14 protein-coding genes and 1 pseudogene are annotated in these 13,449 nt (G+C 39.5%); 8 read left to right on the forward strand and 7 right to left on the reverse strand.

Translation table 11 applies throughout. The features are described 5' to 3' along the window. Positions 1-10 precede the first annotated feature (10 nt). Positions 11-910: pseudogene (locus MP622_RS09815) on the reverse strand (LysR family transcriptional regulator). Positions 911-1,013: 103 nt separating this feature from the next. Here MP622_RS09815 and MP622_RS09820 point away from each other — a divergent pair. Next, complete coding sequence (locus tag MP622_RS09820) at positions 1,014-1,616, forward strand: LysE family transporter (RefSeq protein ID WP_243790727.1); 603 nt, start codon at positions 1,014-1,016, stop codon at positions 1,614-1,616. A gap of 123 nt (positions 1,617-1,739) precedes the next feature. Here the strand turns inward: MP622_RS09820 and MP622_RS09825 are convergent, their stop codons facing one another. Both MP622_RS09825 and MP622_RS09830 read right to left on the reverse strand, forming a co-directional pair. After that, positions 1,740-2,264, reverse strand: a complete 525-nt coding sequence (locus tag MP622_RS09825) for a YecA family protein (RefSeq protein WP_044737323.1) — start codon at positions 2,262-2,264, stop codon at positions 1,740-1,742. Between the two features lie 68 nt (positions 2,265-2,332). Continuing rightward, positions 2,333-2,542 carry a hypothetical protein gene (locus MP622_RS09830; RefSeq protein WP_016165788.1) on the reverse strand — a complete coding sequence of 70 codons (210 nt, stop codon included), beginning with the start codon at positions 2,540-2,542 and terminating at the stop codon, positions 2,333-2,335. Positions 2,543-2,962: 420 nt separating this feature from the next. On the opposite strand from MP622_RS09830, the gene rpoD reads away from it, so the two are divergent. The 6 genes from rpoD (at position 2,963) to MP622_RS09860 (ending at position 9,501) form a co-directional block, all read left to right on the forward strand. Then, positions 2,963-4,852: an RNA polymerase sigma factor RpoD gene (gene rpoD / locus MP622_RS09835; protein WP_016165787.1), complete on the forward strand. Its 1,890-nt coding sequence runs from the start codon at positions 2,963-2,965 to the stop codon at positions 4,850-4,852. A 124-nt stretch (positions 4,853-4,976) separates the two neighbouring features. Next, complete coding sequence (locus MP622_RS09840) at positions 4,977-5,264, forward strand: DUF493 domain-containing protein (protein ID WP_243793501.1); 288 nt, start codon at positions 4,977-4,979, stop codon at positions 5,262-5,264. A 133-nt stretch (positions 5,265-5,397) separates the two neighbouring features. Further along, positions 5,398-6,060, forward strand: coding sequence for a lipoyl(octanoyl) transferase LipB (lipB, locus tag MP622_RS09845; RefSeq protein WP_016165785.1), 663 nt, complete (start codon positions 5,398-5,400; stop codon positions 6,058-6,060). Positions 6,061-6,141: 81 nt separating this feature from the next. Further along, entirely contained in the window at positions 6,142-6,675 is a 534-nt protein-coding gene (locus tag MP622_RS09850) for a hypothetical protein (protein ID WP_044737322.1), read from the forward strand. A 1-nt stretch (position 6,676) separates the two neighbouring features. Beyond that, positions 6,677-7,861: an iron-containing alcohol dehydrogenase gene (locus MP622_RS09855; RefSeq protein WP_243790729.1), complete on the forward strand. Its 1,185-nt coding sequence runs from the start codon at positions 6,677-6,679 to the stop codon at positions 7,859-7,861. A 242-nt stretch (positions 7,862-8,103) separates the two neighbouring features. Continuing rightward, positions 8,104-9,501, forward strand: coding sequence for an APC family permease (locus MP622_RS09860; RefSeq protein ID WP_016165782.1), 1,398 nt, complete (start codon positions 8,104-8,106; stop codon positions 9,499-9,501). Between the two features lie 45 nt (positions 9,502-9,546). Here the strand turns inward: MP622_RS09860 and MP622_RS09865 are convergent, their stop codons facing one another. Both MP622_RS09865 and MP622_RS09870 read right to left on the reverse strand, forming a co-directional pair. Then, positions 9,547-10,101, reverse strand: a complete 555-nt coding sequence (locus MP622_RS09865) for a flavodoxin family protein (protein ID WP_243790730.1) — start codon at positions 10,099-10,101, stop codon at positions 9,547-9,549. A 69-nt stretch (positions 10,102-10,170) separates the two neighbouring features. Continuing rightward, the gene (locus MP622_RS09870) at positions 10,171-10,887 is read right to left on the reverse strand and encodes an SDR family NAD(P)-dependent oxidoreductase (protein WP_243793503.1); all 717 of its coding nucleotides are present in this window, start codon (positions 10,885-10,887) and stop codon (positions 10,171-10,173) included. Between the two features lie 179 nt (positions 10,888-11,066). Between MP622_RS09870 and MP622_RS09875 the strand changes: the two genes are divergently transcribed. After that, positions 11,067-11,453, forward strand: a complete 387-nt coding sequence (locus tag MP622_RS09875; RefSeq protein WP_243790732.1) for a helix-turn-helix domain-containing protein — start codon at positions 11,067-11,069, stop codon at positions 11,451-11,453. A gap of 27 nt (positions 11,454-11,480) precedes the next feature. Here MP622_RS09875 and MP622_RS09880 read toward each other — a convergent pair whose 3' ends face one another. Next, the gene (locus MP622_RS09880) at positions 11,481-11,963 is read right to left on the reverse strand and encodes a tRNA (cytidine(34)-2'-O)-methyltransferase (protein ID WP_243790734.1); all 483 of its coding nucleotides are present in this window, start codon (positions 11,961-11,963) and stop codon (positions 11,481-11,483) included. 106 nt (positions 11,964-12,069) lie between these two features. Then, on the reverse strand, positions 12,070-13,443 hold the full coding sequence (gene cysG / locus MP622_RS09885) for a siroheme synthase CysG (RefSeq protein WP_243790736.1): 1,374 nt from the start codon (positions 13,441-13,443) through the stop codon (positions 12,070-12,072). Between the last annotated feature and the right edge of the window lie 6 nt (positions 13,444-13,449).

Genomic DNA, 13,449 nt, shown 5'->3' on the forward strand with positions numbered 1-13,449 from the left:
TCCCTTCTAATTACGAACCCTTGCCTACTTTTTGCATACTAAATTTAGATTGAGTCATTTGCATTTCTTCAATAAGCCATTGCTTAAAAATAATTTTACGAGGATCATCTTCAAATGGTGATGAAGAAAGCAAATAATAAGCAGAACCATCTTTAATCACAGGGCAAAGCATTTTAAGTATTTGAAAGTCAAATTCTTTTTCAATCATATATACTGATGCGATAGTTGCCCCTAAACCCGCCAAACAAGCTTCTATAAAAGATAAAAGTGCTCCCAAAAATACTTTTTCATATTCTTGTAACTGAACTTTAAAATGGTCGTGCAATTGAGACCACATTTTTTCTCGAGAACCAGAAACAAACAATTGTAATTGTTGAATGGATTCAATCTGGTTTTGGCTAGAAATACACACCATGTACTCATCTGCAATCTTTTCACTATATATTGCTTTCCCCCAATCAAAATCATTCCGCCTAAGAGCCAAATCAATGTTCTGTGTTTTAAAATTAGGATTGCCACCACCTGTTAATAGACTAATATCAATTTCAGGATAACGCTGTTTAAACTGAACCAAACGCGGAATAAGCCATTTCATCGCTATAGTCGGTTCACAAGACAAAATTAAAGTTTTCTCAAACTGATCCTGCTTTTGAAGCTGTTGCAAACATTGATCAATTTGCGGGAAAACTTGCTCGCAACATATCAGTAATGTTCTTCCTTCTGTCGTTAGGTGTAACTTTTTTCCTTCTCGAATAAATAAATCACAACCTAGAGTTTCTTCTAAGTTTTTTAATTGTTTACTCACAGCACTTTGCGTCACTCATAACTTTTCCGCAGCAACGGTTACACTCTCATAGCGTGCGATATAATAAAAAAACTTAAGGGAATTCAATGACCATCGCTCAATCATTCCAAAAACTCATCCATTTATACGAAATAAAGTCAATTTTAAATATATCAAATATATGAAAAATATATAAATCCTTTAGTTCAATTCAAATAAGGATCTATGAGTGAATGAAATAATAGCGATTTCGATCATCACATTACTAGCCGTCATCAGCCCTGGGGCTGACTTTGCTCTCGTTAGCCGTAATAGTTATTTATATGGTCGCCAAAGTGGCATCTATTCAGCTTATGGTATCGCCTGCGCTGTATGGATACACATCGGGTATAGCCTGTTAAGTCTGAGTTTTCTAAAACATCATATGCCTAATCTTCTTGATGTTATTCAATATGTCGGTGCGCTTTATTTGATGTATATCGGCTATAAAACCTTTACACAACGTCCTATTGTTGAACTGACAGCATCGAACGCAGCTCAGCGCTGGCAAGCATTCAGACAAGATTTTTTCACCAATAGCTTAAATCCCAAAACCACCTTGTTTGTAATGAGCATCTTCACACAACTACTTTCAAACCAAAATCATATGTCAACCTTAATTGGATACGGAGTTTTCATCTCCGTTAGCCACCTCTTTTGGTTTATGCTCATTTCCTTATTTTGCTCCACGCCTACTATTAGAAATAAAATCTTACAGCAACAAATAGCTATTAACCGTTTAATTGGCAGTATCCTGAGTTGTTTAGGTCTGGGTTTATTGCTTGTTCACTAATCCAAAATGATTGAGCTAGAGAAGCTCAATTATAAAATTTTGAAATAAAAAAACGTCCACTAGGGACGTTTTTTATCTTACGATAAATCAAATATTTCACGAACAGTCGAACATCATGATGTATTAGGCTGGTGTATGATACATCAAATATAATTCGTTCAAATTATCTGGAATTTCTTCCGCTAACTCATCCATCAATTGACCATTACGACGGAATGATTCCATTTGCGGATCTTCTTCGTCGATACCACTGAACACCATGATTGGTAAAGTTAAATCAACCAATTGTTCTTCGTATTCTGGTGCAAACCATGCTTCTTCATTTAAGAACATCGCATCGACAAAGCCGACACTCCAGTCCCCTAAGCTTGACTCTACGTCAGCTTCTTCAATTTCAAAAGGAAATTCAATTCCTTCCTCATTCGCCAAATTTTGACGAATACTGTCTAGCCAAGATTTAACTTGTGCAATAATCTCAGCAGGAACTTTTTTCTGATTACCTTCAAAAAGTTCATCCAACCAGCGATCAAATTGCGGACCAACAGCAATTGCACATAAAAAACCATGAGTCGCTGCGAAATCTAGACCATGCTCATTTTGGTCACCATCTAGATATTCACTCAATAGGTCTAAATCTAAAGCACTCATTTTATATCCAAGCTTAAAATTGTAAGACGTAGCATAACATTTTCAACACGCGATTCTCATCGTGAGTTTTAATCATCCTCATCATCGAAATCGTCGTCATCGTCTATATCATAATCAAAATCTTTTAACTCGCGCTCTAAACGGCGTTGTGCGAGTAGGTCATCAATTAATCGACGTTTTTCCAGCGACTCTTTTGCGCTAATCTTGCCTGATGCCTCGTCAAAATTGACGTCATCATCACCGTAGTTATCATCTAATTCAAAATCTGTTGAAGACACTCAAACTACCTCAGAATAAAAATATAATGGGTCTAGGCGCTATTTATCGTTCTTCCGAAACCTTGTCAAGTTTTATTTAAATTTATTGCATTTAATTGGAGTTTTAGCCTTTCTTTTTAACCAGTTTTTATGGCATGATATAATCCACCCTGCGTCTTTTAGTTTTTTGACATTAAATTCAAAATGAATTTTGATTCTACGTTTTGAATTTTGAACTGACAAGCGCAGGGGATGAACTTGAAAATAACAATTTCACCCCCATCTTTATCCTTAAATTTATATTGAATATTTTATCAGGCGGCTTTATTGGCTGATTATTCCTGATGAGATAGATTGCAGTTTATAGATAATTTTATGAAGCAAACTGAGCTATCCAGCACGGTTTTTCACAGTCACAGATTCAACCAAGAGTGAGCAAAGATGAGCGATATGACTTCCCCTACTTCGCAAGTAGCGGCTCTGATTAGCCGAGGCAAAGAACAAGGTTACTTAACTTATGCCGAGGTTAACGATCATCTCCCAGACTCGATTACTGAAAGCGAACAGATTGAAGACATTATTCAGATGCTTCAAGACGTTGGTATTCCTGTACACGAACGTGCACCCGAATCTGACGATACAATGTTCGAAGACAATGCAGAAGCTGCCGATGAAGTTGCAGAAGAAGAAGCTGCTGCCGTTCTTGCCTCTGTAGAAAACGAACCTGGTCGTACCACTGACCCTGTACGTATGTATATGCGTGAAATGGGTACGGTTGAGCTTTTAACCCGTGAGGGTGAAATTAGCATCGCGAAACGTATCGAAGAAGGTATTCGTGATGTTCTGCATTCTATTGCTTACTGGCCAAATGCAGTTGAAGTCGTTTTACAAGAATATAATGATTTTCTAGAAGGCGAACGTCGCCTTGCAGATATTTTATCAGGCTATTTAGACCCTGAAACCGATGATGACATTCCAGAAGTCTTAGAAGATGAAGCTGAAGAAATTGAAGATGAAGAAGAGGCTTCAACCAAGTCAACTAAAGACGTAAAACTGGATGACGATGACGAAGATGAAGAGTCTGAAGGTGATGACGATTCTGAAGGTGATTCAGGTCCAGATCCTGAAGTTGCGAAAGTGCGCTTTGCAGAACTTTCAAATGCTTGGGAACAAACCAAAACGGTAATTGCTAAACATGGTCGTAATAGCGACGAAGCTAAAGCGGCACTTGAAGCCCTTGCAACTGTGTTCATGATGTTCAAATTTACTCCGCGTCTATTTGATATCATTTCAGAAATGATCCGTGGCACCCATGACCAAATTCGTACCTCGGAACGTGAAGTGATGCGCTATGCGGTTCGTCGTGGTCGTATGGATCGTACTCAATTCCGTACATCATTCCCAGGTCAAGAATCTAACTTTGCTTGGTTAGATGAACAAATTGCCAAAGCCCCTGCTGAACATAAAGCCCATTTGGAAAAAGTTCGTCCTGATGTGCTTGCTTTCCAACAAAAAATTGCCGATATCGAAAAAGATTTGGGCTTGAATGTTAAAGACATTAAAGACATTTCTAAACGAATGGCAGTTGGTGAAGCGAAAGCACGTCGTGCGAAAAAGGAAATGGTTGAGGCCAACCTTCGTTTGGTTATTTCGATTGCCAAAAAATATACCAACCGTGGCTTACAATTCTTGGACTTGATTCAAGAAGGTAACATCGGCTTGATGAAAGCAGTAGATAAGTTTGAATACCGTCGTGGTTATAAATTCTCGACCTATGCAACGTGGTGGATTCGTCAGGCGATTACTCGTTCGATTGCCGACCAAGCACGTACCATCCGTATCCCTGTACACATGATCGAAACCATCAACAAGATCAACCGTGTATCTCGTCAGCTTCTTCAAGAAATGGGGCGTGAGCCTACACCTGAAGAACTCGGTGAACGTTTGGAAATGGACGAAGTTAAAGTTCGTAAAGTCCTCAAAATTGCCAAAGAACCGATTTCTATGGAAACGCCAATTGGTGATGACGAAGATTCGCATTTAGGAGACTTTATTGAAGACAGCAACATCACCTCTCCAGTCGATGCTGCAACTTCAGAAGGTCTTAAAGAAGCAACCCGTGAAGTGCTTGAAAACTTGACTGAACGTGAAGCGAAAGTCTTGAAAATGCGTTTTGGTATTGATATGCCAACCGACCATACATTGGAAGAAGTGGGCAAACAGTTTGATGTAACACGTGAACGTATTCGTCAGATTGAAGCTAAAGCACTTCGTAAGTTACGTCATCCTTCTCGTTCTGAACATTTACGTTCATTCCTAGAAAATGACTAATTTGTAAAGATACGATGGAGGCTTGAAATTTTATCACTTGTCTCCATTATGTATTTAAGAGCAACACCTAACGCCTGCACTCTCGCAGGCGTTTGAAATAAAAGGGGGACTGACGCTCATGACTATGTTAGACCGCACACCATCTCGTGAATTACAAGAACATCTTTGGGTGTTCCCAATGGACTACCCGATTAAACTCATTGGTCTTGCTGGCACTGAGTTACATGTAGCAGTCGTTGAAATTTTAGTAAAACATTTCCCTGAATTTGATGGTGAATCGATCCAAGTACAACCATCACGGACAGGTAAATATCACTCTCTCACTGCGCAATTACGCTTTGAAGAACTAGAACAAGTTCATCAGTTATATGCAGATCTTGCGGCTTGCCCGTTAATTAAAACTGCACTTTAAGTACTAAAAAAACACGCGAACTGCGTGTTTTTTTTATATCAATTTTTATTCCATTTCAGATATATCTCCCTATCCGACTCTGCTCAGCTTATAATTTAGTTCACATTCAAATCTTGTTAAGGATGCTGTCGACGTGACTGATGCTGTACTCAAACCGACTTTAATCATTCGTCAATTTACTCAGCTTACCCCTTATGCCGATCGCTTTCAGGACATGAAACAATTGACCGAACAGCGCGATGCTGAAACGCCTGACGAACTATGGTTATTACAACATCCCGATGTACTCACCCAAGGTCAAGCAGGCAAACCAGAACACATTTTAATTCCTTCAAACATTCCTGTAGTACAAACAGATCGAGGGGGGCAAGTAACATGGCATGGCCCAGGCCAATTGGTGGCTTACTTCATGTTCGATTTAAATCGTCTTGGTTGGAATGTGCGAACGCTGGTGTCGTATGCAGAAAACTTGATGATTGAGTTGTTGAAAAAATACGGGATTGAAGCCTATGCCAAACCCGATGCACCTGGCGTGTATGTAAATGAGCGTAAAATAGGCTCTTTGGGGTTTAAAATTCGTCGTGGGCGCAGTTATCACGGACTAGCACTCAATATTAATTGTGATTTGGCCGGTTTTCACACCATTAATCCATGTGGTTATGCAGGCTTAGAAATGGTACGCATTCATGACTTAATTCAACAAAACCCACCAAGTTTTGAAAACTTATGCGTCGATATCATTGAAACTTTAGAAAACAGCGGGTACTTTAATAAAGTTCAAATTGTTCAACAATAAGCACTTTACTTTACGTAGTAAAATAAATTAGAGTATTTACTCTAAATAAAATAAAAGACTCTAAAACTAAGGGATAAGCAAGTGATTTTAAACAAATCAGTAAAACCTGCTTTACAGCTCGCCTATGTCAAACTCATGATGGATGTGATTGGCAGAGGATTGGTTATGGCAAGTCAGGTAGATGATGAAGTTCGGCAGGAAGTTGCAAAATTCCCTGCAAATTTCGTATTGTCCATGAAAGTATTCCCGCATGGTCCCGCTTTTATTGCCAAAGTCACCGATGATCATCAATTGTTATTATTGAATGACACTGAGCAAAAACCAGACCTCACTATTACCTTCAAGCATCTCAGTCATGCCTTTTTAGTCTTTTCTTTTCAGGAAAGTACCGCTCAAGCATTTGCCAATGACCGAATGATTGCCGATGGCGATTTATCTTATGCTATTCGTTTAGTTCGTTGCTTGAATAAAATGGAAGCGTTGATTTTACCAAAATTACTGGCTGAACTTGCTGTTAAACAATACCCACACGAACTTAGCCTAAAAGAAAAGCTGACTGGTGCAGCCAATATTTATCTTAAAGTGGCTCAATCATATTTCAAACGGAGTGCATAACATGGCAAAGCCTTATTATGAATTTTTTTGCCCAGTTAAAGTTATTGCAGGTAATGCTGCATTAGAGCATATTCCTTTTGAACTTGCGACTTTAGGCGCCAAACGCCCTATGATCATTACCGACAAAGGCGTACGTGGTAACAAATTATTAGCCCCTATTGAAGCTGCTTTTGAATCGACCGATGCAGTGATTGGCTGTATTTTTGATGATGTACCCCCAGATTCAAGTTTAGATACTGTGCGTCGTGCCGCTGCTTTATATCGTGAAAACCAATGTGATGCGATTATTGCCGTTGGTGGTGGCTCTGTGATTGATACATCGAAAGCCACTAATATTTTAGTCAGTGAAGGCGGTGATGATTTACTGCAATATTCAGGTGCACACAACTTACCTAAGCCTTTAAAACCTTTCTTTGTAATTCCAACCACATCAGGCACAGGTTCTGAAGTGACCATGGTTGCAGTTGTATCCGACACAGCCAAGAATGTAAAAATGGCATTTGCTTCATACTACCTTATGCCGCATGCTGCAATTCTTGATCCACGCATGACGCTTACTTTGCCACCGCATTTAACTGCGATGACGGCAATGGATGCACTTACTCATGCAATTGAGGCCTACACGTGCATGGCAGCCAACCCGATCAGTGATGCTTATGCAACGGCTGCGATTAAGAAAATTAGCACTAATTTATTTAATGTTTTAGATAACCTTAATGATTCACAAGGTCGTTTAGAACTGGCGCAAGCATCTACAATGGCAGGCATTGCTTTCTCTAATTCTATGGTCGGTCTGGTTCATTCTTTAGGCCATGCGCTCGGTGCTGTTGCTCACCTCCCCCACGGCCTATGCATGAATCTATTCTTGCCTTATGTACTCGAATACAACAAAGAAGTGAATGGCGACAAAATCGCAGATCTACTCCTTCCTCTTGCAGGAGCAGATATTTATGCACAAACCCCAGCACATTTACGTGCAGATAAAGCCATCACGACCATTCAAACCATGCGTGACCGCTTGTTCAGCCTGACTAAACTACCAAGAACGCTACAAGAAACGGGTAAAGTCACCGAAGCTCAATTAGATGAAGTGGCTGAAAAAGCCTTAAACGATGGTTCCATCATCTATAATCCAAAAGAAGCATCCTTTGAAGATTTAAGATCTATCCTTCAAAAAGCATGGTAGAAATTCAATAAATTAAAAGCCTGATGTTCCAACATCGGGCTTTTTTATAAATGACACATGAGTCATCTAATTTTTACCTATTTGGCAGAGAATTTGCTAAAAATTCTACAAAATTACTGACAAGTGACATCAATTTAGGATAGATTGGCGCACTTTATTTTATTCGTAGGGGGGATCGTTCGTCTCAAACGATCCTTATAAACATGACTGATCCTTGATCAACGATTAAGAGGATAACGCCGTTGACAAATAACTCTGGGACTCAATCGGCAGCTAAACTGCAAAAAACGCTTGGATTTTGGCACATCGTCATTATTGGCTTAGCATATATTCAGCCAATGACCTTGTTTGATACTTTCGGGTTAGTATCTGAAGAAAGCCATTATCATGTTCCGACCTCTTATATTATTGCCTTGGTTGCAATTCTATTTACTTCAGTAAGTTACGGGCACATGATCCGTCGCTACCCTTCTTCTGGTTCTGCCTATACCTACGCCCAAAAATCTATTCATCCTAATGTCGGTTTTATGGTGGGTTGGTCATCATGGTTAGACTATTTATTATCGCCAATGGTGAATATCGTTCTGGCGGTGATTTATTTAGAAGCGTTATTTCCAGATGTGAATCATTGGGTTTGGGTTGTGGGTCTTACTGCACTGATGACAGGGGTAAACTTACGTGGTGCGCGTTTTGTTGCCAACTTTAACAGTCTGATTGTTTTCGTTCAGTTGGGTGTAATTGCATACTTTACATGGATGGTGTATCAATTACTGGCTGGTGGCGTGAATGCAGATGGCACTTTGGTTAATGCTAAATATCAGCTCTGGAGCCTTGAACCATTTTGGAACGAGATGACCACTGTTGGTGCATTAATTACAGGTGCAACTTTACTCTGCTTCTCTTTCACAGGATTTGACTCTTTAAGTTCTTTAGCAGAAGAAACCAAAGATACTGAAAAAACGCTACCTAAAGCTATTTTCATGACGGCATTATTTGCAGGTGTGATTTTCATCATCAGCACTTATTTCATGCAAATTTACTTCCCGAATGATCCTAAAACTTACTTTGAAGATGTCGCAGCAACTCAGCCAGATATCTTACAAGCTGTGGGCGGTGTAGCCTTCAAAACAGCCGTATTGTATTTTGCAATTGTGACGGTTATGGCATCAGGTATTTCTGCACATGCGGGCGTATCACGCTTGATGTATGTGATGGGTCGTGATGGCGTCATCAATAAAAAAGTATTTGGTCATATCAGCCCAAGAACATATACACCATCTTACAATATTTTGATTGTCGGTTTAGTTGCTTTAACAGCAGGCTTTATGGACCTTGATATTGTAATTTCAATGATTAGTTTTGGTGCTTTAACTGCATTTACTTTTGTGAATTTATCGGTGATTTCACGTTATGCACTACGTGATGGCCGTACAAAATCTGCCAAAGAAATTATTAATTTTGTGGTTATTCCAATGCTAGGTTTCTTAAGTATTTTTGCCATGTGGCTTGAAATTGAAGAAACTGCTTTGAAATATGGTTTGTGGTGGGCAATGTTTGGGATCTTATACTTAGGTTATAAAACCAAAGGGTTCAAACAACCAGCTCCGCAACATAATGAATTTGATGATCATCATCATTAATTCTCGTAAAAAAAGACGCTTGATGCGTCTTTTTTTTATGTTGGTTTATGCCAAAAACTTGTTAGTAATCTTGGCAATACGCTGTGCATAAGCTTTAGCAGTTTTGAGGTCGCCTACAGGAATTTCATCAACACTCGCATCTGAAGGTGTTTGGACCAATAAGCCAACCGAACCACCTAAATTATTTACATCTTCACGGGTTGCTGATTTACTATTTGCAGGCAATAAGCCCAAACTCACCCAAATTCCGCCATGCTGAGAAGCAAGAGTTTGTAACTGAATTAACGTGACCTGTTTATCACCATTTAAACTGGCACTATTGGTAAATCCACCAAAAATTTTGTCTTGCCATTCGCTCGTGAACCATTTTTTCGATGTTGCATCAGCAAACTTTTTAAATTGCCAAGGGGCAGTTCCCATATAGGTAGGTGCACCAAACACAATCGCATCTGATTGATCAAGTGTCGCCCAATCCTGTTCCTGAATATCACCATTTGCATCAATTTCAATTAAATTTCCTGAAATTTCCTGAGCAAAGGTTTGTGCAATCACTTTGGTATGACCATAACCAGAAAAATAAACCACTGAAATATTAGACATCTTGTTTTCCTCTATTTAAATCAAACATTTTTAAACTTCAATACAATCATGCAATCACATGATTTTTCTTTAAATCTGATCGGGTTTGAGTTTGACGTAACTTGCCACGACGTCACTCAAGCCTTGTTTTAAACTTTGGGTTCTCTCACCTATCAGCACTTCATAAGCATTTTGTTGAATCCCTTCAAAAATCTGTTCCGCAACAAACTCAGGGCTAAACTTAGTAAGAGGTAATGATCGGGTTAAATCTGTATCAATAAATCCAACATGAACACCCATCACCTGAATATGAAACTGAGATAACCATTGACGACATGAGTTGGTATAAGACCATGCAGCAGCTTTAGAAATTGCATAACCTGTTAATGAGGTACTCGGCTCCCAAGAGACATCCGACAAAATATTCACCACATAACCTTGTTGTTTCTGCTGCAAAATAGGCGAAAATATTTGCGTAACCCGCATCATGCCAAACAAATTGGTTTCTAAAATTTTATGGGTTGTATCAATAATATTGGTGTCTACTGGATGCGTATTTAACAGTGCAATGCCTGCATTATTGATCAATATATTCGTATCAGCACAGGTTTGCGCTGCGCGCTGGATCGATTGCTCATCATTCACATCAAGTTGCACAGGAATTAAACCTTCTTCTTGAAACCCTGCAACTTGGCGCATGGCAACATAGACTTTTTTTGCACCTTGTTTACGTGCTTCACGTGCAATTGCTAAACCTAGTCCGCGATTAGCACCTGTAACAAAAACAACAGCATCTGTAACTTTCATTGCATAACCATCCAAATAATGATTGGTGATTGCAATACAGCCCTTATTGATAACAGTAGCGCAATCTTGATTCATTTATGATACACTTATGAAACCTAGTATCAATTAGTTACCACAAGGTAACTGGTCTAAAAATTGATATTTAAGTGGCGAAATGCAATCGATGAGGTTTGTAACTTATGAATAAACCATTGAAATTTAATATTTTTCACCCAGACTGTCCTGCACGACTTTTTTTTGAAAAATTTGCAGATAAATGGATCTTATTAATTGTATATACGCTAGATCAGGAATCTCAGCATTTCAATGAATTGAAAAAGAATATTCTAGGGATTTCACCTAAAGTACTCTCACAAAAATTAAAAATATTAGAACGTGATGGATTTTTAACGCGTACCATTCATGAAGACAATGTCATTCGTGTTGAATATGCACTGACTGAAATAGGCAAAGATTTTGTGCAAAATGCCTATCAAATGAAAGATTGGGTCGAAGCCAATATGGGGAAAGTCTTAAAATCAAGACAGGGTTTTGATCAGCGCCAAGAGCAAGCAGAGTCGGTTTAAATCGACTCTGCTATTTTTGTTACTTTATTATTCTGCTAGTTGCTTAAAACCTTGCTGACGCCATGCTTCATAGACGATTACCGCAGTGGCATTAGATAAATTCAAACTGCGAGAATTCGCTGCCATTGGTAAACGAATCCAATGTTGCTGTGGAAACACTAAACGAACATGTTCAGGTAAACCACGTGTTTCTGGTCCCATTAATAATGCAACTGGTCGATTCAAATCAGAAGTATGTGGTGTTTCAGTTCCTTTAGTCGTTAAAGGATAGACAGCATCTTTATCCACACCTTGTGCTGCTAGAAATTCAAGACATTGTTCAATATTGTCCCAAATTTGCATGCGTGCCCATTCATGATAATCCAAACCAGCACGCTTTAATTTTTTATCATCCAACTCAAAACCTAAAGGTTTGACCAAATGTAGCTGCGCTCCAGTATTGGCACATAAACGAATGATATTTCCTGTGTTGGCAGGAATTTCAGGCTCGTATAAAACAACATGGATCACAACATTTCTCAACTTAATAATTTTGCCCTATCTTCGATGAGCAGTTCATATCAGAACAATTCAATCTTAGATAAATAGCAGATGGAATGAAACAATGGCAATCGTGTTACTGCCATTTCAATTGTTCACGTAAACTCACCACCTCACCAATGATGGTTAAAGTCGGTGCTTGAATATGATGTTCGCTCACTTTACTCGCGATATCCGCCAAAGTACCAACAACCACTTTTTGCTCTGGTGTTGTACCTTTAGAAATCAAGGCAACAGGCATATTAGGACGTTGTCCATGTGCAATCAGTTGCTGACAGGTATTTTCCAAGCCGACCAAGCCCATGTATAACACCAAGGTTTGATTCTCGTAGACCAGCTCATCCCAAGGTAACTCAGGCGAACCTTCTTTGAGATGCCCTGTTAAGAAACGGACACTTTGCGCATAATCACGATGCGTCAGTGGAATACCTGCATACGCTGAACAGCCTGATGCCGCAGTAATCCCTGGCACCACTTGGAAGGTAATGCCTGCATCAAACAACTCTTGAATTTCTTCGCCACCGCGACCAAAAATAAATGGATCACCACCTTTTAGCCGACAAACACGTTTGCCTTGACTCGCATATTTGACCAATAACGCATTAATACCTTCTTGAGGTACTGAGTGATTAGAACGAGCTTTGCCTACATATATTTTTTCTGCATCACGACGACATAAATCCATAATCGGCTGTGATACCAAACGGTCATAAATGACTACATCTGCTTGTTGCATTAAGCGTAATGCTTTTAAGGTCAAGAGTTCAGGATCGCCAGGTCCAGCACCGACCAAATAGACTTCCCCTTTCGGAGTTTTCCATTCTTGTAATGCCTGTTGAATTAGTTGATCGGCTTCAGCCTCATTGCCATTAAACACCCTCTCTTTGAGTGGACTTGCATACAAATCTTCCCAAAAAATGCGACGCTCATCAGGATTGGTAATTTTTTGCTTTACTGTCGTACGCCATTTACCCGAAAACTCCGCCAGTTTACCCATCCCATGCGGAATTAAGGTTTCTAACTGCGTCCGAATTTGGCGAGATAAAACAGGAGATGTGCCATTGCTTGCCACAGAAATAATCAATGGTGAACGATCAATAATGGCAGGAACCATAAAGCGACAATGTGGAGGGTCATCTACACTATTAACAAGAACCTTTTCCGCTTCACATGCTTCAAACACCTGCTGATTGACAACAGCATCATTCGTTGCAGCGATCACAAGGCGATAATCACGTACATTCACCTGTGTTTTAAAAGCAGTAGCAATATACTGACCTTGGGTCTGTTGTACCAAAGTCAGTAAATCTGGTTCAATTACAGGTGCAATCACATGCAGAATTGCCCCTGCTTTGGCCAATAAAACCGCTTTGCGGTAAGCGATACGCCCACCGCCGACAATCAGACAAGGTTGCTGTTGCAGCTTTAAAGAGATTGGAAATATCTCCACGGAATA

Origin of the sequence: Acinetobacter sp. PK01 (assembly GCF_022819285.1) — a bacterium.
In the GTDB taxonomy this organism is placed as follows: Bacteria; Pseudomonadota; Gammaproteobacteria; order Pseudomonadales; family Moraxellaceae; genus Acinetobacter; species Acinetobacter tandoii.